This window comes from Mesorhizobium sp. M9A.F.Ca.ET.002.03.1.2 (assembly GCF_003952365.1).
Lineage (GTDB): Bacteria > Pseudomonadota > Alphaproteobacteria > Rhizobiales > Rhizobiaceae > Mesorhizobium.
The window spans coordinates 5918376-5940375 of the sequence record NZ_CP034443.1; the positions used below are offsets into that span (position 1 = coordinate 5918376).

General features: G+C 63.2%; 22 protein-coding genes and 1 pseudogene. 10 read left to right on the forward strand and 13 right to left on the reverse strand.

Going from position 1 to position 22000, the window contains the following annotated elements; genetic code table 11:
• Nucleotides 1-22 precede the first annotated feature (22 nt).
• Entirely contained in the window at nt 23-214 is a 192-nt protein-coding gene (locus tag EJ066_RS28790) for a hypothetical protein (RefSeq protein ID WP_126043285.1), read from the forward strand.
• Between the two features lie 65 nt (nt 215-279).
• Here EJ066_RS28790 and EJ066_RS28795 read toward each other — a convergent pair whose 3' ends face one another.
• The 3 genes and pseudogenes from EJ066_RS28795 to EJ066_RS28805 form a co-directional block, all read right to left on the reverse strand.
• Entirely contained in the window at nt 280-588 is a 309-nt protein-coding gene (locus EJ066_RS28795; RefSeq protein ID WP_126043286.1) for a HigA family addiction module antitoxin, read from the reverse strand.
• 26 nt (nt 589-614) lie between these two features.
• Nucleotides 615-892: pseudogene (locus EJ066_RS28800) on the reverse strand (type II toxin-antitoxin system RelE/ParE family toxin).
• A 193-nt stretch (nt 893-1085) separates the two neighbouring features.
• On the reverse strand, nt 1086-2429 hold the full coding sequence (locus EJ066_RS28805; RefSeq protein WP_126044092.1) for a dicarboxylate/amino acid:cation symporter: 1344 nt from the start codon (nt 2427-2429) through the stop codon (nt 1086-1088).
• 227 nt (nt 2430-2656) lie between these two features.
• Here EJ066_RS28805 and EJ066_RS28810 point away from each other — a divergent pair, with 227 nt between their 5' ends.
• The 3 genes from EJ066_RS28810 (at nt 2657) to EJ066_RS28820 (ending at nt 6748) form a co-directional block, all read left to right on the forward strand.
• The gene (locus tag EJ066_RS28810; protein ID WP_126043287.1) at nt 2657-4516 is read left to right on the forward strand and encodes an ATP-binding protein; all 1860 of its coding nucleotides are present in this window, start codon (nt 2657-2659) and stop codon (nt 4514-4516) included.
• Between the two features lie 6 nt (nt 4517-4522).
• Entirely contained in the window at nt 4523-5881 is a 1359-nt protein-coding gene (locus EJ066_RS28815) for a sigma-54 dependent transcriptional regulator (protein ID WP_126043288.1), read from the forward strand.
• 129 nt (nt 5882-6010) lie between these two features.
• Entirely contained in the window at nt 6011-6748 is a 738-nt protein-coding gene (locus EJ066_RS28820) for a 3-keto-5-aminohexanoate cleavage protein (protein WP_126043289.1), read from the forward strand.
• A 38-nt stretch (nt 6749-6786) separates the two neighbouring features.
• Here the strand turns inward: EJ066_RS28820 and EJ066_RS28825 are convergent, their stop codons facing one another.
• Nucleotides 6787-7623 carry an NAD(P)H-dependent oxidoreductase gene (locus tag EJ066_RS28825; protein ID WP_126043290.1) on the reverse strand — a complete coding sequence of 279 codons (837 nt, stop codon included), beginning with the start codon at nt 7621-7623 and terminating at the stop codon, nt 6787-6789.
• A gap of 93 nt (nt 7624-7716) precedes the next feature.
• On the opposite strand from EJ066_RS28825, the gene EJ066_RS28830 reads away from it, so the two are divergent.
• Complete coding sequence (locus tag EJ066_RS28830) at nt 7717-8640, forward strand: LysR family transcriptional regulator (protein ID WP_126043291.1); 924 nt, start codon at nt 7717-7719, stop codon at nt 8638-8640.
• A 33-nt stretch (nt 8641-8673) separates the two neighbouring features.
• Here the strand turns inward: EJ066_RS28830 and EJ066_RS28835 are convergent, their stop codons facing one another.
• From EJ066_RS28835 to EJ066_RS28855, 5 genes are all read right to left on the reverse strand, one after another.
• Entirely contained in the window at nt 8674-9732 is a 1059-nt protein-coding gene (locus tag EJ066_RS28835) for a Gfo/Idh/MocA family oxidoreductase (protein ID WP_126043292.1), read from the reverse strand.
• Nucleotides 9733-9807: 75 nt separating this feature from the next.
• Nucleotides 9808-10593: a ThuA domain-containing protein gene (locus tag EJ066_RS28840; RefSeq protein WP_126043293.1), complete on the reverse strand. Its 786-nt coding sequence runs from the start codon at nt 10591-10593 to the stop codon at nt 9808-9810.
• 182 nt (nt 10594-10775) lie between these two features.
• Nucleotides 10776-12167 (reverse strand): tlde1 domain-containing protein, encoded by a 1392-nt coding sequence (locus tag EJ066_RS28845; RefSeq protein WP_126043294.1) that lies wholly within the window; start codon nt 12165-12167, stop codon nt 10776-10778.
• A gap of 457 nt (nt 12168-12624) precedes the next feature.
• Nucleotides 12625-14064 carry an FAD-binding oxidoreductase gene (locus tag EJ066_RS28850; protein WP_126043295.1) on the reverse strand — a complete coding sequence of 480 codons (1440 nt, stop codon included), beginning with the start codon at nt 14062-14064 and terminating at the stop codon, nt 12625-12627.
• Between the two features lie 336 nt (nt 14065-14400).
• Nucleotides 14401-14697 (reverse strand): hypothetical protein, encoded by a 297-nt coding sequence (locus EJ066_RS28855; RefSeq protein ID WP_126043296.1) that lies wholly within the window; start codon nt 14695-14697, stop codon nt 14401-14403.
• A gap of 277 nt (nt 14698-14974) precedes the next feature.
• On the opposite strand from EJ066_RS28855, the gene EJ066_RS28860 reads away from it, so the two are divergent.
• Complete coding sequence (locus EJ066_RS28860) at nt 14975-15238, forward strand: hypothetical protein (protein WP_126043297.1); 264 nt, start codon at nt 14975-14977, stop codon at nt 15236-15238.
• Between the two features lie 558 nt (nt 15239-15796).
• On the opposite strand, the gene EJ066_RS28865 is transcribed toward EJ066_RS28860, so the two are convergent.
• Genes EJ066_RS28865 through EJ066_RS28875 form a run of 3 tightly spaced genes read right to left on the reverse strand, consistent with a single transcriptional unit; the run spans nt 15797 to nt 18770 of the window.
• A complete protein-coding gene (locus EJ066_RS28865; RefSeq protein ID WP_126043298.1) occupies nt 15797-16996 on the reverse strand; it encodes an NAD(P)/FAD-dependent oxidoreductase in 1200 nt (399 codons plus the stop codon).
• The gene (locus EJ066_RS28870) at nt 16993-17706 is read right to left on the reverse strand and encodes a methyltransferase domain-containing protein (protein WP_126043299.1); all 714 of its coding nucleotides are present in this window, start codon (nt 17704-17706) and stop codon (nt 16993-16995) included. Before EJ066_RS28870 ends, EJ066_RS28865 begins: the two co-directional genes overlap by 4 nt.
• Nucleotides 17703-18770 (reverse strand): type III polyketide synthase, encoded by a 1068-nt coding sequence (locus EJ066_RS28875; RefSeq protein ID WP_126043300.1) that lies wholly within the window; start codon nt 18768-18770, stop codon nt 17703-17705. The genes EJ066_RS28870 and EJ066_RS28875 overlap by 4 nt, the downstream gene beginning before the upstream one ends.
• Before the next feature lie 341 nt (nt 18771-19111).
• Here EJ066_RS28875 and cueR point away from each other — a divergent pair, with 341 nt between their 5' ends.
• The 3 genes from cueR (at nt 19112) to EJ066_RS28890 (ending at nt 20853) form a co-directional block, all read left to right on the forward strand.
• Nucleotides 19112-19510 (forward strand): Cu(I)-responsive transcriptional regulator, encoded by a 399-nt coding sequence (gene cueR / locus EJ066_RS28880; protein ID WP_126043301.1) that lies wholly within the window; start codon nt 19112-19114, stop codon nt 19508-19510.
• On the forward strand, nt 19507-20061 hold the full coding sequence (locus EJ066_RS28885; protein ID WP_245455012.1) for a cytochrome c: 555 nt from the start codon (nt 19507-19509) through the stop codon (nt 20059-20061). The genes cueR and EJ066_RS28885 overlap by 4 nt, the downstream gene beginning before the upstream one ends.
• Nucleotides 20062-20175: 114 nt before the next feature.
• Nucleotides 20176-20853, forward strand: a complete 678-nt coding sequence (locus EJ066_RS28890; RefSeq protein ID WP_126044094.1) for a phytochelatin synthase family protein — start codon at nt 20176-20178, stop codon at nt 20851-20853.
• Nucleotides 20854-20960: 107 nt separating this feature from the next.
• Here EJ066_RS28890 and EJ066_RS32270 read toward each other — a convergent pair whose 3' ends face one another.
• Nucleotides 20961-21380, reverse strand: coding sequence for a hypothetical protein (locus EJ066_RS32270; RefSeq protein WP_245455013.1), 420 nt, complete (start codon nt 21378-21380; stop codon nt 20961-20963).
• A gap of 36 nt (nt 21381-21416) precedes the next feature.
• Here EJ066_RS32270 and EJ066_RS32275 point away from each other — a divergent pair, with 36 nt between their 5' ends.
• Nucleotides 21417-21983: an AraC family transcriptional regulator gene (locus EJ066_RS32275; RefSeq protein WP_245455014.1), complete on the forward strand. Its 567-nt coding sequence runs from the start codon at nt 21417-21419 to the stop codon at nt 21981-21983.
• The last annotated feature ends 17 nt before the right edge of the window (nt 21984-22000 follow it).

Consider the following 22000-nt stretch of genomic DNA (forward strand, 5'->3'; position numbering starts at 1 on the left):
CAGGAGACGGGTCACGTCTTGCGTGCGACTTCGCAATGAGGCCGCCATTGCCTTCGACGCCGGCCAGCCGGGTCAAGAGTATGGCGGCGGCAGCAAGCGCTCCGACGGTTCGGCCAAGGCGATACCGCAGCCGAGCCCGACGGAAATGGTGCCGCCTTCGGTCACGATCAGGTTGGGATCGAAGCGGACGGGCGCCTTGAGGCATGGCGGATAGTGATCTTTAAATACGGCCGGAACAAGCCCCGCGTCTCGGAACAAGATTCACAAGCCTGTTATATCTCAGGCAGCACGCAGCGTCGGGATGGCGCTGACATCCACCTCGCGCTCGGCATGCCACGCGTCATAAGCGGCCTGCATCCTCAGCCAGATCGCGGCGCCGTCGCCGAACATCTTCCCAAGGCGGGCCGCGACGGCCGGCGACACCGGCTTCTTCTCGCGGATGATGTCGTAAAGCTGCTGGCGCGAGATTCCGAGCAGGTTGGCGATTTCCACCTTGGTCTTTCCGGTTGCCGGGATAATGTCGTCAAGCAGCGCTCCAGGGTGGGATGGGCAGCGCTCCATCGGACGCATCGGCTCATACACGCTCATAAATCGACTTCTCCAATCTGGCCGCCTCAATGGTACTGTTCGAAATCGACGCGGGCGGCATCATTGGCGTCGAATTCGAATGTGATGCACCACGGCCCGTTGACATGCACCGTGTAGCGGGTCGGGTTGAAGCCCTTCAAAGGGTGGAAGTCGAAGCCGGGCAGGTCCATATCTTCCGGCCTTTCCGAGACTGCCAGGCGGTCAAGCCGGACAAGAATGCGCCTATGCATCTGGCGTCGATCTTCCCGGACTTTCCGGTTTGAAAGAGATCCGCCAGCGTCTTGTGCTTGAACGATTTGATCATGCAATATGTAAGCATATTGCTTACGCAAGTCAACTGGGTGTAAGCAAATGATTTACGGAATAGTCGGCTATCAACCGCTATCGGGCGGCAACCGGCAGGATACGAACCTGTAACCATCGGCTCAGAAGGCCGGTGCTCTATCCCGAAGCCGGCGGCAAGCCGGCTCCGGGATATGACCATGCAGCCTGAACGGTCAGGCGGCCTGCAGCCCGGGCAGCGACAGGTCGGCTTCCTCCGGCAAGTCACCGGCCATCGCGGCGGCAAACTTCGTCTGGTCGAGTTCCCCTTCCCAGCGCGCCACGACCACGGTCGCCACCGCGTTGCCGATGAAGTTGGTCAGCGCCCGGCATTCCGACATGAAGCGGTCGACGCCGAGGATCAGCGCCATGCCGGCGACCGGCACCGTGGGTACGACCGAGAGCGTCGCGGCCAGCGTGATGAAGCCGGCGCCGGTGATGCCGGCGGCGCCCTTGGAGCTCAGCATGGCAACGGCAAGCAGCAGGATCTGGTCGCCGAAGGTGAGCGGCGTGTCGGTCGCCTGGGCAATGAACAGCGCGGCCAGCGTCATATAGATGTTGGTGCCGTCGAGGTTGAAGGAATAGCCGGTCGGGATGACCAGCCCGACCACCGAGCGGTTGCAGCCGGCGCGCTCCATCTTCGCCATCAGGCCGGGCAGTGCCGCCTCCGAGGACGAGGTGCCGAGCACCAGCAGCAGCTCTTCCTTGATGTAGCGGATCAGCGCCAGGATCGAGAAGCCGTTGTAGCGAGCAACGGCGCCAAGCACGACCAACACGAACAGCAGCGCAGTCAGATAGAATGTTCCGATCAGCATCGCCAGGTTGGCGATCGAGCCGATGCCATATTTGCCGATGGTGAAGGCCATGGCGCCGAAGGCGCCGATCGGTGCGGCCTTCATCAGGATGGCGACGAGGCGGAAGATAGGCGTCGTCAGCGCCTGCAGGAAATCGACGACCGGCCGGCCGCGATCGCCGACCATGGCCAAGGCAACGCCGAACAGCACCGAGAAGAACAGCACCTGCAGGATGTCGCCCTTCGCGAAAGCGCCGGTGATCGTGTCGGGGATGACGTTCATCAGGAAGCCGACAATGGTTGTGTCGTGCGCCTTCTCGGCAAAGGTCGCCACCTTGGTGGGATCGAGCGTGGCCGGGTTGATGTGCATGCCGGCGCCCGGCTGCACGACGTTCGAGACGACCAGGCCGACGACCAGCGCCAGTGTCGAGAATGCCAGGAAGTAGATCATCGCCTTGCCAGCGACGCGGCCGACCTTCTGCAGGTCGGAAACGCCGGCAATGCCGGTCGCCACCGTCAGGAAGATCACCGGCGCGATCACCATCTTCACCAGCTTGATGAAGGCGTCGCCGAACGGCTTCATCGCCTCACCGGTTTCAGGATAGAAGTGGCCGAGAAGCACGCCGGCGGCGATCGCCGCCAGCACCTGCACATAGAGATGCCGGTAGAAGGGAAGTTTGCCGCGCGGCTCGGCGGCAGCGAATGCTGTCTGCATGACGTCCTCCATTGTGCTCCGATCGAGAAGCTCGACCTCCCGGAGCAATTGCATTGACCCTCAGCAGCCTCGCGACCGCTGAATTCGTGTTTGCAATCGCCATGCCACATTGCGCTGAAGAGGCCATCAATTTGATTTTATTGAGTATTATCGAATTCAAGATTCCGTTTCGCACATAGAAAGTGCGGATATTCGCATAGCCGAATTGTGCTTTGTGCGAAATCATGCACAAATAGGCGATGCTGCAACGCCCCGCCGCTGCCTTGACGTTGACGCCCGAACAACTCGGCAGGCGAGCGCGCCGTGCCTGGCTGCTGTTTGCGGCCATCGCCCTGGCGATCGCGACGGCCGCACTTTACGGCGCCGGTCTCTATGGCCGCACCACGGAAGTCGGGGCACTGGCGGCGCAAGGCCGCACCGATGCCAATCTGAAGGTCGCGCTGCTGCGCGCCGTGCTGGAAAGCCCGCGCGCCCTGCCCCTGCTGCTGGCGGAGGATCAGCAGGTGCAGGACGCGCTGTCGCGGAAGAATGCCGCAGCAATCGATGTGCTGAACCGCAAGCTCGAAGGGCTGGTCTCCGGCACCAAGGCCTCCGTGCTCTATGTCATCGGCACCGACGGACTGGCGATTGCCTCCAGCAACTGGCGCGAGCCGATCAGCTTCGTCGGCAATGATTACCGGTTCCGCGACTATTTCTCCGGCGCGATGCAGGCCGGAACCGCCGAATATTTCGCGCTCGGCAATGTCAGCAAGCGCCCCGGCCTCTACATCTCGCGGCGCGTCGGCAATGCTGCCGCACCGCTCGGCGTCGTCGTCGTCAAGGCGGAGTTCGATCAGCTCGAGGCCGACTGGCACGAGGTGAGCCGCCCGGCCTATGTCAGCGACGAGCATGGCGTCGTCCTGATCACCAGCGTGCCGTCCTGGCGCTTCATGACCGTAGCGCCGCTGGCCGGCCCGGAGCTTGCCGCCATCCGTGACAGCCAGCAGTTCGGCGATGCACCGCTGGTGCCCTTGCCGATCGCGCGCCCGCAGGCGCTGAGCCCGGACGTGTCGATCGTCAATGCGGTGACGCCCGGCGGCAGCGACGCGGAATATCTCAGGCTTTCCGCGCCAGTCCCTTCGACCCCCTGGCGGCTCGACTATCTCGTCCCGGCCGAGGCGCCGATCGCCGCCGCAGCCCGCGAAATGCGGCTGCTGGCACTGGGTGTCGTCGTCCCGCTGCTCGGTCTCGCCGCGTATCTTTTGTGGCGCCGGCAATCGGCGCAAATGCGCATCGCCGCCGAACAGGCGGCGCGCACCGAGCTCGAACGCCGCGTCGTTGAACGCACCGAGGATCTGAGCCGCGCCCGCGACCGGCTGCAGGCCGAGATATCAGACCACCGCAGCACGGAGGCAAAGCTCCAGATCGTGCAGCAGGATCTGGTCCAGGCCAATCGGCTGGCCATCCTCGGCCAGGTCGCCGCCGGCGTCGCCCATGAGATCAACCAACCCGTCGCCACCATCCGCGCCTATGCCGACAACGCCCGCACCTTCCTCGACCGCAAGCAGACTGGGGCCGCCGAGGAAAACCTCGGCGCCATCGCAGCACTTACCGAGCGCATCGGCACCATCACCGAGGAATTGAAGGCCTTTGCCCGCAAAGGCCGCACAGCCGCCGAGCCTGTCGAATTGCGCGGCGTCATCGAGGGCGCCGTGGTGCTGTTGAGAAGCCGCTTTGCCGGCCGGCTCGACGCGCTGGCCATCGACCTGCCGCCGCCGAGCCTCAAAGTCATGGGCAATCGGGTCCGGCTCGAACAGGTGCTGATCAACCTTTTTCAGAATGCGCTGGAAGCGCTGGACGGCCGCGACAACGCTCATGTGCAGGTTTCGGTCGAGGATACGGCGGACGGTGTGACGCTCAGCGTGTCCGACAATGGACCCGGCATTCCGCCGGCTATTCTTAAATCGCTGTTCACGCCGTTCAACACCTCCAAGGAAAAAGGCCTCGGCCTCGGCCTCGTCATCTCGAAGGACATCGTCGCCGACTATGGCGGACGCATCGAGGTTTCGAGCGGCGGCGACGGCACCCGTTTCACTATCCAACTTTCAAAAGCGATGTAAGGCAGCATGACGGACCACGACGCAGCACCGGTCATCCTGATCGATGACGACAGCGATCTTCTCAAGGCCACCGCGCAGACGCTGGAGCTCGCCGGTTTTTCGGTATCGGCTTTTTCGGTGGCGGCCGACGCGCTGGCCAGGCTCGACGCCGGTTTTGCCGGCGTGGTGGTGTCGGATATCCGCATGCCTCAGATCGACGGTCTGCAGCTTTTCGACCGCGTCCTGCACCTGGACGAAGACATTCCCGTCATCCTCGTCACCGGGCATGGCGACATCGCCATGGCCGTCAAGGCGATCAAGGACGGCGCCTACGACTTTATCACCAAACCCTTCGCCGCCGACCGGCTGGTGCAGAGTGTGCGGCGGGCGGCGGAAAAACGCCGCCTGGTGATGGAGAACCGCGCCTTGCGCGAGGCCGCTGGCGAGGCGCAGGACGGCCTGCCGCTGATCGGCCAGACGCCGGCGATGGAAAGGTTGCGCCGCACGCTGCGGCAGATCGCCGACACCGATGTCGACGTGCTGGTGACTGGCGAGACCGGCTCCGGCAAGGAGGTGGTGGCGAGCCTCCTGCATCGCTGGAGCCGCCGCGCCGGGGGCAATTTCGTCGCGCTGAATTGCGGCACGCTGCCGGAGACGGTCATCGAGAGCGAATTGTTCGGCCATGAGGCGGGCGCCTTCACCGGCGCGCAGAAGAAGCGTATCGGCCGCATCGAGCACGCCAGCGGCGGCACGCTGTTCCTCGATGAAATCGAAAGCATGCCGGTCTCGACACAGGTGCAGATGCTGCGCGTGCTTGAAATGCGCGAGGTCACGCCGCTCGGCACCAACGAGTTGCGGCCAGTGGATTTGCGCGTCGTCGCCGCCGCCAAGGTCGATCTCGGCGATCCGCACCAGCGCGGCGCTTTCCGCGAGGACCTCTACTACCGGCTCAACGTGGTGACGATCTCCATCCCGCCGCTGCGCGAGCGCCGCGACGATGTCGCTCTGCTGTTCTTCTATTTCGCCGAGCGCGCCGCCGCCCGCTTCCGGCGCCCGGTGCCGACTGTCCCGGCCTCGGTGCACCGCCATCTCAGGGAGCATGACTGGCCGGGCAATGTGCGCGAACTCGCGCATTTCGCCGAGCGCTTTGTGCTGGGGCTGGAAGAAGAAGATGCTGGGGTGCCTCCCCCTGCCCTGGTGCAGCCGGACGCCGCCATGAAACTGCCGGAGCGGCTGGAGCGCTACGAGGCCGACATCATCCGCGAGACGCTCGGCCGTCATGACGGCGACGTCAGGCGCACGATCGAGGCGCTGGGGATTCCGCGCAAGACCTTCTACGACAAGCTCCAGCGCCACGGCATCGTGCGCAGCGAGTTTTCGAAGTAGTACCGCTGATGCCCAGCGAAATGGCAGGAACGTTAGATTCACATACCAGGACGGATTCTACCAGGACGGATTCCGGTTTTCCGACCCATGCGCTAGACTGGCCGCAAATGAAACCGAGCCGCCATCGCCATGATTGTCCAGACCTGCATCAATGGCGCGCGCAGCGCCGACTTCCACCCGCAATTGCCGCTTGACGCCGACGCCATGGCGGACGACGGCGCCGCATGCGTGGCCGCAGGTGCGGCCGAGCTGCACGTCCATGCGCGCGGGCTCGACGGGCGCGAAAGCCTCGCGCCTGACGCGATGGACCGGACGATGCTCGCGCTGCGCCGCGCCTGCCCGGGAACGCTGATCGGCGTCTCGACCGGCGCCTGGATCGAGAATGACGACGAGCGCACGCTGGCGGCGATCGCCGGCTGGAGCGAACTGCCCGACTATGCCTCGGTCAATCTCAGCGAGACTGCCGCGCCTGCCGTCATGAAGCGCCTGCGGCAGCGCGGCGTCGGCATCGAAGCGGGGCTCGCCTCAATCGCCGACGCCGAGCGCCTGGTCCACCTGGACGATGACAGTCTGGCGCTGCGCATCCTGATCGAGATTTCGGAACAGAACCTCGACGAGGCGTGGGCGGTCAGCGACGGCATCGCGGTCGTGCTTGACCGCGCTGGGATGCGTCGCGCCATCCTGCTGCACGGCGAAAACGCCACTGTCTGGCCGTTCGTGCACCGGGCGGTGGAGCGGCGCTGGTCGACGCGCGTCGGGCTGGAGGACGGCAAGGCGCTTCCGGACGGCACGATTGCATCAGGCAATGCCGCGCTGACGGCCGCCGCGGTGGCGATCTTTCGAGCGGACCGCCGAGCATCCTCTTAGGCGCCTGGCTCCTTGCCGACCATCATCATGGTCCTGCGTCAGGCCACGTCCCGCAAGGTGGGACGCGATGTCCCCGTCTTAGCGGTTGCGCCGGCGCGATCCTCGTGAAGCGCGAAGCCAGCGGCGCCCGGATCGCCCAGTTCGGGGCGAAGCTGCATGCTCGGGATGTGGTAGTCCCCGCCATTCTGCTGCCGATAGGGAATGGGTGGTATTGTTTCGAGCGTCCGCATCCTTTCGCGCAGGCGCTCGGCAACGGGCTCGAAATCGGCCTCGCCGAAACGATCCACTCTGTAGACCACGAACGGCGGAAGCACGTCGTAGCCCGGATAATAAAGGATCCCGTGATTGATGGGGAACAGCAGGTCGTCGATCGGGCCGTTGACGCCGCGGGCGGAGTAATGCTCTTCCCAGCCGCCGGTGGTCACGATCAGCATCGCGCGCTTGCCGGCGAGCGTTCCCTCGCCAAAACGGTCGCCCCATCGCTTGTCGCTGTGCTCGCCGACGCCGTAGGCGAAGCCGTAGGCGTACACCCGGTCGACCCAGCCCTTGAGGATCGCCGGCATGGCGTACCACCACAGCGGGAACTGGAGGATCAAGGTGTCGGCCCACAGCAGCTTGTCGATCTCCGCTTTGACGTCGTCGGTCAGTGTGTTGGTCGCGAAAGCCTTTTTGGACGCTCCACCCGGCAGCAAGCGCGCTTCGGGCGGCCACGACGGAAAGTCGGCACGGTCCACCTCGGCTTTCCAGCCGTCGGCATAGAGGTCCGACACCCGCACCTCGTGGCCTTGCGCCTCGAGTTCCCTGATGGCGACGTCACGCAGCGCGCCGTTGAGCGACCGCGGTTCAGGATGAGCAAAAACAAGCAGGACTTTCATGGGTCAACTCCGAAGAAGGACGATGGACCTTGAAGGTAGCCAGCTCCGAGATGATCCGCTACATGTAGACAATGCATAAGATTATGCCGAATAATGGATAGGTCGGACGTCACACTCGAGCGCATGCGCACCTTCATCCGCGTCGCCGAGCGCGGCAGCCTGTCGGCGGTGGCGCGCGAACTCGGAGTTGGGCAGTCGACGATCACGCGGCATCTGCGGGAGCTCGAGGCGGCCGTCGGCGTGCCCTTGCTCAGCAGGACAACCCGGCGTGTCACGATGACCGACGAAGGCAGCCGTTACTATGCCGACAGCGTCCAGATCCTGCGCCTCGTTGAGCAGGCCGGCGATGAGGCGCGGGGCACGCGCGGCGCGTCGGCCGGCACGATCCGGATATCCTGCACGGCGGCGCTCGGGGTCTTGCACGTCAGCCGGCTGATCTTCGCCTTTCAGGACCGCTATCCCGACATCGGGGTCGATCTCAGCCTCACCGACGAGCGCATCGACCTTGTGCGGGAGGGCGTCGATATCGCGCTTCGCCTCGGTCCCCTCACCGACAGCTCGATGAGGCTACGGGCGCTCGGCCGGTCGCGGCGCCTGCTGGTGGCGGCGCCGGCCTATCTGGCGGCGCGGGGCACACCGGCTGTCCCGCAGGATCTGCCCAGCCATGAAGGCATCCGGATGTCGAACATCGCGGGAAGCGACACGCTCGCCCTGCAGGGGCCGGGCGGCGAGCGCCATGCGGTGCCTTTTGGCGGCCGATTTCGGGTCGACCATGGGCTTGCCGCGCGCGAAGCCCTTGTCGCCGGCCGCGGTATCGCACCTGCCCATCACTGGCTTGTCGACGATCTCCTCGAAGCCGGCCGGCTGGAAGCGATCCTGCCGGACTATTCCCCGCCTCCCGTACCGCTGAGCATGCTGATCGTCCCGGAGCGCGCCGGCATTGCCCGGGTCCGGCTGCTGGTCGACTTTCTCGCCCAGCGGATCGGCGGCATTCCGGGGATCGAGAAGCCGCGCTAGCAGGCTCAGCCTCTCAGGACTGGAAGGACGACATCATGCTGTGTCGGCGTGAGCCCTGAGTTCTGCCCGCTTCTCATCCGAGACCACGGCAAGGTCCAGCACCTTCTGCAATTCGGCAGCATGGCGAAACGACGGTTCGGGCTGGATGCCGTTACGGACCGTATCGATAAAGCGCTGATAGTTGGTCGGCACCGTTCCGGCATCAAGGACCTGCCAGCTCGCGGTCTCGATGTTCTCGCCCATGCACGCTTTCAGCTCCGAGCCGTTCAGATTGTGAACGACTTCGATCCCGCCCTTGTCGCCATAGATGCGCAGGCGCAGTTCGTTGAGGTGGCCGGTCGCCCAGCGGCTGGCATGCACCACACCGAACGCGCCGTTGGAGAAATCCAGCGCCATGGTGAAGCTGTCATTGGCGTCGAGCTCGTAGTCGCCGATCCGGTTGCCCGGCGCCTTGTCGAAGGCCTTGAGACGGCAGAACACATGGTCGATGTCGAGTGCGGCGCCATAGCTGGCGAAATCGAGGATGTGGATGCCGACATCGCCCAGCACGCCATTGGAGCCGTGACCGCGCGACAGGCGCCAGAGCCATTTCGGATCCGTGCGCCAGTCGCCCCAGAATTTGGAAACCAGCCAGCTCTGCAGATAGGACGCCTCAACGTGCCGGATCTGGCCGATCTCGCCGGCGAGCACCATGGCGCGCGCCTTCTGCAGCGCCGCCACATTGCGATAGGTCAGGTTGACCATGTTGATGATGCCGGCCCGTTCGGCAGCGTCCGCCATTTCACTGGCCTTCTCAAAATTTTCGGCCAGCGGTTTTTCGCACAGCACCGGCTTGCCCGCCGCGATCAGCTTCATGGTGGTCGGATGGTGGATGCGATCCGGCGTCACGTTCGCCGCCGCGTCGAACTTGTCCCATGCGAGCGCGTCTTCCAGCGACGTGAACCGGTTGGGAATACCGTAGCTGTCCGAAAACTTGTCGACACGCGCGCGGTCGACATCGACGGCGCCGATCAGTTCGACGCCCTCGATCTTGCTGAACTGCCTGGCGTGCTCCTCCGCCATCCAGCCGGTGCCGAGTATCAAGAGACGCATGATTCTTATCCTCAGGATAGGGCTCTATCTTCTTGTTTGACCATGGATTTTCCGAACCGAAGGTCGGGTCATGGGCTAGCGGTAGCCGGCTTCACCCTCGGCATGAAGTTTTCCGCCGCGCTCGACGATCGGCTCGAGAGCCTTTTCCACCGGCACGTTCGGCGCATCGAGGATGGCTGGATTTGCGCCCTGCGGATTGTGCGCCCATTTCACCGCATTGCGCAGCACCTTCTGCACGTTGCTGTCGTGATAGGTCGGGTAGGTCTCGTGGCCGGGCCTGAAATAGAAGATGTTGCCCGCACCCCGGCGATAAGTCAGCCCCGACCGGAAGACTTCGCCGCCCTGGAACCAGGAGATGAAAACCGTTTCCAACGGCTCCGGCACGGCGAACTGCTCGCCATACATCTCCTCGTTCTCGAGCTCGAAATACTCGCCGATCCCTGCCGCGATCGGATGGTTGGGGCTCGTCACCCAAAGCCGCTCGCGCTCGCCCGCCTCGCGCCATTTCAGCGTGCAGGGCGTGCCCATCAGCTTCTTGAATATCTTCGAGAAATGGCCGGAATGAAGCACGATCAGCCCCATGCCTTCCCAGACGCGGCGCGCCACGCGCTCGACGACTTCGTCGGCGACGGCGCCATGGTCCTTGTGTCCCCACCACACAAGGACATCGGTTTGCGCCAAACGGTCGGCCGGCAGGCCATGGTCCGGCTGCTCGAGCGTCGCCCACGACACGGAAATGCCGGGGTCGAGCTTCAGCGCGTTGGCGATCGTTGCGTGCATGCCCTCGGGATAGATCCCCGCAACCACCTCATTGGTCCGCTCGTGGATATTCTCACCCCAAACGACAGCGCGTAAAGTCATGACATCCTCTTGATCGGTTGAAGCGCCGCCCGGTACCGGTCACTCATAGTATCCCCGGACAGGATTGAAAACGCTTTCCGAGGCGGGCTGCTGACAATCTGCTGAAAACGTGACAGCAGCCAAAGGATGCAGCGGCGCCTACGCGCCGCGCCCTTTCGACGCGACCTGCATCAGCGGCTTGGTTAGCCGCGCACCACGAGGCGTTTGATCTTGCCTTTCTTGAAAGCGGCGAGGAAACGGGCATAGTCCTTGAAAGCGACGCAGCCGCTCGATTCCGCGCGGCCGCCGCGCAGCAGGTAGGTGTGGGCAAGAAAGCCGTCGCGGCCGTATTTGTTCTTGCCATCGACGGGAATGAGACGCAGCGCCTCCACCCCATGGAAGCGCGATTCGCGCAGCCTCAAATCGTAGGTGTGGGGCGGTGTCGGGCCGACATTCTTCAGGTTGGCGTAGCGCGGCTGGTCGGCCATCGAGCCCCGTCCCGAATGCGCCTCGAGCCGCGAACCGTCCGGCATATAGACGGTTTTCGCCGAGATGTCGTAGACGGCGACGCCACTGCCCGCGCCGGGCGTGCTGAACAGGTTGCGGAAAGCCCCGCCCGCGGGCCTGTCGGGTTTGGCATAGGCCAGCATGTCTGCGGCCTGGGCCTTCGAGCGCTTGGCCAACTTGCCTGGTTTGCCCGGCACGGCGGCTGGTGACGAACTCCTCGGCGACAAGGCTGGCGCCTGGGGCCTCTCGACCGGCGGTGCATCGGCGGTCTGCAGCTTGTTGCGGGCCTTGGGTGACTGGACCTTGGGCGCCGCGGCTGGCTGATCGATTTCCGCCCGCGGGCGCCAGGTCGGCAAGGGAATGCTATCAGGCATCTCGTCTTGCGGCGGAAGCGAGGCCACCTGAACCTCAGCCTCTTGCGGCTCCTGTAGAGCGGAAGGCTCGCTTGCCGTAACAGCTGCCGGCAGCACATCGATCGTCTCTTCCGTCGACACGTTCGCAAGCGCCAGCGCCAGACGGGAGGAGCGTTCGATCTCCGCGACCTCCGGCCCGAAGCGCACCGAGGCCGGGCCGTTCTGGTCGGGCAGGCGCACCGGCTCCGCAAAGCGCGCAGCCGCCGGCAGGCTGGCGAGCATAAGAGGCGCTGCGGTGACGTGGGCAAAGGCAGCAGCAAGTTTTTCAGGCGACAGCGCGGCTTTCGCCACCACGTCGTCGAAGCGGGCGTCATGCGAGGTGAAAGGCGCAATATTGTTCGACCGCGCCAGCGGCTTGAGACGCGCCATCTTGCCTTCATGCACGAATCTTGCGGCGGCGTGCACGCAACCGGCATCGCATCGATTGAGCAGCGACACCTGACGCTGCCGGCTTGCCAGTGACGGCGCCCGTGAATTGACCCCTGAATCGGCAGAGGTGCGCCGGGGATCGGCGAGCGCGATGGTGCGCGGCGCGAGCAGGCCTGGCGGAAGACTGTTGGAGGCAGCGGTGAGCGAGGTCCCCACTGAATAGAGGCCGGCCATGGTCGCCACCGACCACAAAGCGATCGCAACGCCAACGGCCGGAACCGCGACCCAGCGCAGGCCGGGCCTCATCGAAGTCAATCCAGATTGAGGATCGTCACCCCGGTCTTTCAAACGCACAAACGCCATACAACCACTCTCAATCGGCCTGCCGGCTTGCGCCCTCGCATCCGTTACGATCACAGTTCGCCTGGTGCCCCCTGCACGCTTCGCGTCTGTTGCCGACTGATTCAAAAGATGGACAAACTTGGTTAACCAATTCCTCTACCGATCGCCGATTGGGCGAAGGTCGATATCAAAAAAGCTCCCTCCACGACTATGAAAATGGCGGAAATGCCCTCCGTATCAGGCTTTGCTGCCCGTTTTTGCCGGCCGAGTCAATAAAACGACGCTTCTGGCTTTCGCAAACCGAAAAGTCTGACAATGCTGGGAAGGCTCCCGTCGGTCGGCAAGGATCGTGCGAGAGGCAACACCTGACCGGTCCGCGTCCTCCGTCGGAGACGCGGGCCTTGTCATTGCACGCATACCCCTATGCGGCGCGCAGGTTTTCCGCCGGCCGCAAATTCTGGTTCATGCGGAACAGGTTCAGCGGGTCGTATCGCTGCTTGATTTCCAGAAGCCGCCGATAGTTGCCACCATAGGCTTCTTCGACCCGGTCGACCTCGTCCTCGGGCATGAAGTTCACATAGGCCGTGCCGGCGGCATAGGGCTTGGCCGCCTCATAAACGCCGCGCGCCCAGTCGATGCAGGCGCGGTCCATTTCCGGTTCACGCCAGCGGGCGTGAACATTCATGACGTAATGCGCGCTGCGCTGCGGAAACGCCGTCGCATCCGCTGCCACGCGGCCCGCTGCACCGCCGACATGGCCGAAGAATACTTCGCATTCGGGGCCGGGAAGCCTGGATATCGCCGCCGTGACGACCTCGACCGCGCTGTCGGAAAGCGCGGTGAAGTCATGGCTCTTCCAGTAGTTGCGGGCGCCGGGCGCAAGCAGCGGATCGAAAGCCTGCTGCCATCCGGCGAACGGGTTGGGACCGACGACATCGGCGATCGGCGTCCCGATGGCGCGAAGCCTTTGCGTCGCCTTTTCCCCTTCCTCGAGATCGCCGCAATAGCACATGGCCAGAACCAGCACCTCCTTGCCATGCCATTCGGCCGGCAGGAACGGCAGCGGCGGTGCTTGCCGCATGACCACCCAGCAGGTCAGCTCGTCGGAGGCCACCTCGAGCGCTGCGCGATACTCCCGCAACACGTTTTCGGCATCGGCGAAGGGATGAATGACAAGCCCCGACAGCACTTGCGGGCCGACATGGTGGAGCTTGAATTCGAAAGCCGTGACGATGCCGAAATTGCCGCCGCCGCCGCGCAGTGCCCAGAACAGGTCCGGATTTTCCGTCTGGCTGGCGCGCAGCAGCTTACCGTCGGCGGTAACCACATCCATGCAAAGAAGATTGTCGATGGTCAGGCCGAACTTCCGCGTGATCCAGCCGAAGCCGCCGCCCAGCGTCAGGCCCGATATACCTGTGGTCGAGTTGATGCCGGTCGGCACCGCCAGTTCGAAGGCCTGGGTTTCCGCGTCTACATCGGCGAGTGTCGCGCCGGGTTCCACCCATGCCCGCCGCGTCGCCGGATCAACCCGCACCGACTTCATCGGCGACAGATCGATCATCAGGCCGCCGTCGCAGACAGCACTGCCGGCAATGTTGTGGCCGCCGCCGCGAACCGCGACGAGAAGCCTGTTTTCCCTGGCAAAATTGACGGCAGCGATAACGTCGGCGGCGCCGGCGCAGCGCACGATCAGCCCGGGCCGGCGGTCGATCATGGCATTCCAGATGCTGCGTGCGTCGTCATAGCCGGCGTCGCCTTCCGTCAGCGCGGTGCCGCGCAACCGTGCCGAAAGCGCCTCCAGGGCCGCTGCTTCGACCGTCGTCTTGCCGCGTTCAAGCGTGGTGAGGCTCATGCTGTTCATGGCTTTCCTCCCGATTGCTTTTTGGACGTTTCCCTCCACCTGTTTCGAAGTGTGCTCTTATATTAGGGGTCACGCAAGTTCGTAGTCGATTGCTGGCCGCTATTGCCGCGCGCGTCGGCGGTTGGATGGCTGCGTGGTTCGCGAGGAATGCAGGAGGACAGCGTCGGCGGCTTGCTCGCCGGCCTGCCTGTGACCGTCCCCGGCACGGATGTCGTTCATATCGAGGGCGCACGGACCAAATTCTCAAGCCGCGCTGACGGGCCCGCACCATCGCTTCTTTGTTGACGAGAATGGCGAGCTATAGGCCGGCAATTCCGGCCTGTAGCGATTTACCGATTAACAACCTTCGGTCGTCTTCTTCATTTGACCGGGAGCTGCGGTCTTGGCGTCCGTGTCCTGCTGACCAGGAGCGGCCTCTTGCGCGCTGCCGGTCTGCTGACCAGGTGCGCAATCCTTGGCCGAGTTCGGATTGGTGCCGCTGGTGATGGTCGAGTCAGTTTCCTGATCGGTGGTGGAGTTGGTCCCCTGATCGGTGGTGCTGGGCATGGTCGTCGAGGTTCCGGTCGTCGTCTGGGCCAGTGAAAGCCCAGCCGATGCCGCCAGCATGACCGACGCCAAAAGGATGCGTTTCATCGTTTTCTCCTCTTGCGAATGCGCGGGAATGCGCTGGCAACCCAACAGCAAGACAGAAGGAGTGTTCCCCGATCATGTTCAACTTTTGTAATCCCCGTCTAACGGTTGGTTCTCCCAGGGACTAAAGGCCCGGGTAAAAAGTCCCACCAGCGAGCCAAACCGGGATGGCGAGGTGGTTGCTGGATCGGTGTAAAATGATCTCGCAGGTTTGATCGAGGAACTACGCGGCGGTTCGAAGAGTTAGACATACGACCCACCAATGCATAGGAGAGCTCCGATGGCACCGCGTGGAAAACCTGACGATCCGCCCGAAGGCCCGACTATCGAACAGCAGGATTGGGACGCGATCAAAGGCAGCAAGATTCTACCGGACAGCGTGCCGGGAAACGGCGACATTCGCTACGACCTCGAGAAGGAGGCTGAGCTGCCCGAGGAAGACGACGACAATCCGTACCAGGATAGCGACGAGGCGCTGCCGGACGACGAGGAGGAGCGTGCTATCGCGCGTAACCCCTCAAAGCAGGATATCGACGAGCCATGAACTGCGGCCTTCAATAGCGTAGCCGGCCGGCCCGTTCCGGGGGCGCTCCAAATTCCCCTGAATATTCCTGCAGCGACAGAAAAAGACCCCGCAGGGAGGAAGCGCGGGGTCTTTGTCCGAATGCCGCGCGAACGGCTTTCATAGTCGCTGGAGTAGAACGACTGTGCTTCCAACTGTGGCCGGCGGATGTTGTTCCATCGAAACCGAAAAAGGCCGCGCTCGCCAGCGGTTTTCGCCGGCATTGCGGCTTGGATTGCCATCGATCACGATTTCGGTCTCACGGAACAACTCCGAAAAACGCTCGCTGGGTAGTTATCGCAATCGGCGATACAACTTTAATGGAGACCCCACCACTCCTCCTGGCACCGATAGCCCAACTCCGGTCGATCCAAACGCAACGAATTCAACCCCGGGCTCTGACGGCACGGGTGACCGGTGCAAGGACATGGCGGGGGCCAACATGGATACAAACACCACCAGTGGCACTTCGGATATGGAAGATTGCCCGAAGTGACGGAGCTAACACTGTGGTGCTCGGCATGACACACCGCACCCCTGTCAGACAAAGCCGGGAACCGGCTTTGTCTTGCCGCTTAGATGCGCGCCCAATGTCAGTGCCTGCGGGAAATTCCTGACAATTGCCGCCATCAAGGTGGCGCTACCGGGGCGAAGGGCAATTCCGGCAATAGCAGCAGCGGCGTAGATCCGCGTCGAAAATAGCCTTTTCCAGGCCGCCTCATAGCGCCTGCCCGCAGCTTCGCGCCCTGGACGGTCGTCTGATGCGCCTGCGAGTTCCGAAGTCAGCAGCCAGCCGGACTGAAGCGCCATCGAGATGCCCTCGGCGATGATTGGATGAGACTCTCCGGCCGCATTGCCGACGCGGAAGATATCCCCTTCGTAGCAGGGGCGAATTCCCGGCCGGATCGGACCTGCGGCTAGCCACGGACCGTCGGGATGAGCTGACTCCAGGGCGCCCCTCACACCCCGGCATGAGTCAATGAGATGGCGGAAAACTGCATCGGCAGCCGTCACATGGCTCTCGTTTGGGCCGCGGCGTTCGCGCAACCGCGCGAGCATATCGCGCCGAATGCAGCACGAGATCGACAGCCGGCCATGATCCGCCGAGACCATGCCGCCATAGCCGCCCGGAAACACCAGCAGAGGCATCAAATCAGGCGCCAGGGATGACCCGGTGAAATGCGCCTTGAAGCCGAGCAGGTCCGAAGGGCGGTTGCTCTTTCCAAGCTGGCTGGGCAGCGCTCCTGGTTCCCAGGAACCGTGTGCGGCGACAATCACCGGCGCACGCAACATCGCCGTTTCGTTTCCGGCTTGAATTCGCACCATTTGCGTCTCGCCATCCCGGTCGATGGCGACGGCGCGGTAGGGTTGAAAGATTTCGACGCCGGCAAATCGCGCCGCCTGCAAAAGCAGACAGTCGAGGATGTCCCGGCCGAGCGCCCGGCCGAAGCCATCTTTCGCATGAGGCATTGGCGCCTCGACGCCAGTTTCGCCGGAAAAGAAACCGACACGGCGGATTTCGGGACCGGCATTGGCACGCCACGCGTCGCCGACCTCCAGTTGGTCCAAAAGCGCAAGATTGCTTGCCGACATGTATTCGCCGCAGACCTTGCGGCGCGGGAACGTGCTCTTTTCGACAATGGCCACGGCCCACCCGTGTCGGGCCAGCGTGAGCGCGACGGATGTGCCCGCCGGGCCGGCACCTATGATGATCGCATCATGGGTCGACAATCGCGTCATGGGTCATTACCGGCGCTGGCGCCGACAAAAATATGAGAAAAAAGGCCGGCGCGCCGTTCCTCTACCGGTTTACCGTTTGCCGCAAGCCAGAGAGCGGAAAGCTCGCTGCCGCGAAAGCCGGCACGCACGCTTTGAGCCGCGTCGTTTCGTGTGATGTCATTGGCGCCGATTGCCGGCAGAAGACGGGCCGCGGCCATTGCCAGTTTCGTCCGCACCGGCTCTGTCGCCAGGAGCAACGGGGCTTTCGGCTCCATCAGCGAAAACAGATGCACGAGCTCGGCATCGTCGAAATGATGCAGAAACAGATTGACGGTGATCGCATCGAAGCGCTCATCGTCGGCCATCTCTGCCCAATCGAAGACATCGGCGGTGATCGCTTCGACCGTCCATCCCAGCCTGTCAAAATCGCTGCGCAGCTGGGCGGTGATGAGGTCGACGCGGTCGAGCATTACCAACTCGACCTTAGGCCAATGCCTGGCCATGCGCCGTGCTACCGCCAGCATGAACCTGCCATCGCCGGCGCCGATCTCCAGAATCCGGCGCGGCGGCTTTGGCACGAATTTCCTGAGCAGCGACGCCATGATCTTGGCCTGAAACATCAGCGCGTTGATGCGACGGAGGTCGCGGCGCGCGGCCAGCGCTTGCGGGTCATCGGCCGCAAGTCCGTCGAGGATTTCCGGCGCAAGCAGGCGGTGCTCCAGCCCGCTCATGACACTGTTCGAAAAAGCATGGTTTCGGCAGTCAGCCCAGGTCCGAACGACATGCCGCAGCCGAGCAGGCCCGACGGCGCCTTCAACATCTCTTTCATCACGAACATGACGGTCGCGGACGACATGTTTCCGTACTGGCGTAACACCTCGCGCGATGGCTCAAGCGCGGTGGGCGCGAGTTTCAGAGCCCTTTCGACGGCGTCGAGAATCGAACGTCCACCCGGGTGAACGGCCCAAAGGTCGATCGTTTCCGGTGTCCGGCCGCCGAGGATGGCATCCTGGTTGCTCCGCAACGCGTCATGAATCGCTGCCGGGACCTGGCCGGAAAGAACCATTTCGAACCCGTGGTCGCGAATGCTCCAACTCATCAGATCCCGCCGCTCGTGCGCCACGATGCAGTGAAAGCTGGCGAGCTCGATGCCGGCCGGCTCGGCGGTGACGAGCGCGGCCGCACAGCCATCGCCCCAGAGGCAGAACGACAGCAGCTTTTCCAGCTCGGTGGTTTCGCACAGATGCATCGTGCAGAGTTCGATATTGACCAGAAGGACCTTGGCGTGCGGGTCCGAGCGGACGATGTGGCGGGCAAGCTTCAGGCCGTTGATTGCCGCATAGCAGCCCATGAACCCGATCATCGTGCGTTCGACCCTGTCCGAGAGGCCGCATCGCGCAACCAGCTCCAGGTCGATGCCCGGCGCCGAAAAACCAGTGCAGGTGGTGACGATGAGATGGGTGACGCGGCAAGCGTTATCGCCAAGCCGCAAACCGTCGATGCATTTTTGCGCCAGAGCAGGTGCGGCATCTCCGAACATTGCCATTCTCACAGCCGTTCCAGGAAAGGCGCCCCGGATAAAGGTCCCGGCACGATCGGCAGATGGTCCTTCGGGGTCGATGGCAGGTGCAAAGCAGGAATAGCGGCGCTCGATGCCGGCAAGATCGGCCATGCGTTCGAAAATTCTTCGGCGATCGGGCGCAAGCATGGAGGCCGCGAAACGCAGATAGAATTGATGAACCTCGTGCTCCGGCACCGCGATCGCGATCCGGTTGATATAGGCTTTGGCCGGCATATTCTGTCTCCTCAGCGTGTGCACGGTGTAGCGTGGGGCCACCGCCGGAGGTCTTTACTGATCAACACCCGGAGTCAGACATCAGGTTTGAGCGTTGTTTCGACAAACGTTTCCGAAAGCTGGTTTCATCCCGCGATCAGCACGCGCTTTTGCCAGGCGATGCTGCGTTCGCAAGCACCATCGGCTCCGGCACCGCACCGCGGCGGCTCCAAGTGTTCCGACGGCCAGTGTTCCGGCGGCAATTGCCACAATGCTGCGGCTCGCCATGTGAAATTCCACCAAGGTGGTTGACCTTCCAGCTGCTGGAAGGTCTATTTCCTTGCAAACGGAGATCTACAACCATGAACATCGGCATCGCTTCCGAAAAATCCGGCCTGCCGTCCAAGACGATACGTTACTATGAGGACATCGGGCTTTTGCGCCCGGCCCGGACAGACAATGGCTATCGCGACTATTCGGTGGCCGACATCCACCGCCTGCGGTTTCTGCAGCGCTCGCGCAGCCTGGGATTTTCGGTCGACGAGTGCCGCCAGTTGCTGTCGCTCTACCACGACAGGAACCGCGAAAGCGCCGACGTCAAGGCCATTGCCGGGGCCAAGCTGGTGGAGATCGACAGGAAGATCGCCGAACTGGCCGGATTGCGCCACCTGCTGCATCATTTGGTTGAGCACTGCCATGGCGACGAGCGGCCGGACTGCCCAATCATCGACGAACTGGCGGGAGAAGGCATGGTCCAGTGAAATGGGCCGCCGCAGCGATGCTCTCGTTTGCCTGCGCCTCCGCCGCGGTCGCCGCAACGCACGCCGGCCGCGATGCAATCGTCAAGGCGCGCCAGGCGTCGATGAAGGAGATGGCTGCAGCGGCCAAGACAATCGCCGGGATGTTCGACGGCAGGCAGGCCTATGATGCCGCGGCCTTCAAGGCGGCGGCCGAGACCATCCGCGCCCGCGCCGGCCCTGCCCTCATTACCGAATTTCCCAGCGCGAGCTTAGGTGCGCCTTCGGGCGCCAAGTTGGAAATCGATCAGGCTCGTCCGGAATTCGAGGCGCTGGCCCGTCACATGGCGACGCTGGCGAGCACGCTGGCCGCCAAGGCCGAGCGGGCGCCCCCTGATATTACCGACGACATGAGGATGGGTTCCGGCCCGGCGATGGGCGGCGGCAGCCTGCTTGGCAAGCGGCCGGCAGTGGCGGAAGCCGATCCTGCCAAGGCTCCCGCCGAGCACCTCCTGCATCTTATCCTGCAGGATTGCTCGGATTGTCATTCGAAGTTCCGGCAGAAGGCCCTGTGAAGGCCGACCGATCCACGAGATCTGTTGCACCGGATGGCTGACGGCGGGATGCGGCGCTGATTGACGTTGCGGCGCCTTTTCTTCATTGTCCTGTTGCTGCTGCGAGGTTCAGCAATGAGGCGCAGTCTCGCTTTCGGTGTGATTGTCGGCAGTGTGATTGTCGTCGTCGGCCTGCTGGGCGGCGCCGCACTTTTGATTGCTGGCCAGTCCAGAGTTTCGCAAGACGCAATCCAGTCGTCGGTTACCCGCACCCCTGAATTGATTGTCAGCGCCTGGAAGCTGCCTGTGGCAGCCACGTTCAATGCCGAGGTTACATGGCAATCAAACGGGTCGCGGTGCGGCCCGGCAAGCATTGCAAACGCATTCCGCTCAGTCGGCGAGGAGGAGACAACCGAAGCCGAAGTCCTCGATGGAACCGGAAAGTGTTGGACAGGCTATTGCATCATCGGGCTTACGCTGGACGAAGTGGCCGAGGTCGCTCGAACGAATACCAAGCGGAAAGTCTCGGTGCTTCGCAATCTCAGCGCCGGCGCGTTTCGCGAGCACATGAAGCGCGCCAACGATCCCGGCCGCCGCTACATCGTCAACTTTACCCGTGAGAAGATTTTCGGCGCCGGTGTCGGCCATTTTTCCCCGATCGGAGGCTATTTGGAGGCCGAGGACATGGTCTTTGTCCTCGATGTCAACGAGGACTACAAACCCTGGCTGATCGAGCGTGAGCGCCTGTTCTCTGCCATGGACACAATCGATAGCGATGGCGACAGAAAGCGCGGCTTGCTGCTGATCGAGTGACACTCGTAAGCTGTTTGTGAGAGCGCCGACGGGCGCGGTGCCCTCGGCTCGGGTGCTGCATTCCTGTTGATCCCACCAAAACTTGATAATTTCTGTCATGAAATATATCAAGGCGAATGGATCATGCCATTACAGGGAAACGGGAAGTGGCCTTCGCCCCACGCATGGAAAGTCGTATCCAAGGTTTTTCCGTCATTGGCGGCCTCAAAGGGCATGTCTGGGACGGCGTTGTCGCCGACCTCTGGGATGTTGCGTGCGGGGAAAAGGCGGAAGGCTATTATGTTTCTCCCGACCCCCGGCTCTTTGTCGCGCTGGATGTGGACGGCGACGGCGCCTTTTTCGTCGAAGGAGCGCGGGGCGAATTGCGCCGTCACGACCGGGCATTTTCCATGGCCTATATACCGGCGGGAGTGCCCATCAGGGGCAGGGTCGAGGGCCTGCGCCGCATCAAGCACCTCGATCTGCATTTCGACGAGGCAGCGCTGACGCGCCGCTTCGGCGGCAGCCTGGACCGCGACGCCTTGCATGTGTCGCGGTTCCAGTTTCGTGACGACCGGATCGCCATGCTTGCCGGCCTGATCGCGGCCGAATGCGACAGCGGCCAGCCGATGCACGATCTCTATGGCGAGGGCTTGCTGAATGCATTGTTCGCCGGACTTTTCGAAATCGGCCAACCGGGCGGGCAGCGGCGCCGCACGCCGCTGTCTCGTCGGAAGTTGCGCCTGGTCACCGACTACATCGACGCGCATTGCCTGGGCAAGATCCGTCTCGCCGATCTGGCCGCGCTGACCGGCCTGTCGGAAACCGCCACTAGCCATGCATTCAAGGCGGCTACCGGTATACCGCCGCACCGTTGGCAGATGCAGGCACGGATCCGCAAAATCCAGGCCATGATGTTGCGCGAATCCGCCTCACTTGGCGATATCGCCGAAGCGACCGGCTTTTTCGATCAGGCCCATCTGACGCGGGTGTTCAAATCCGTGGTCGGATTGACGCCAGGTGCGTGGATAAAGAGTGCCGGCAACGGGCGCGACGCGCTTATTTCCGCAACATCAAGTCGCAATGTCCGCCTTTTGGGACAAAAACCGACAAACCGCGCAAATCCATCCAATGACCCGCAAATAAGCTGAGGTAAACAGTCAGGTAT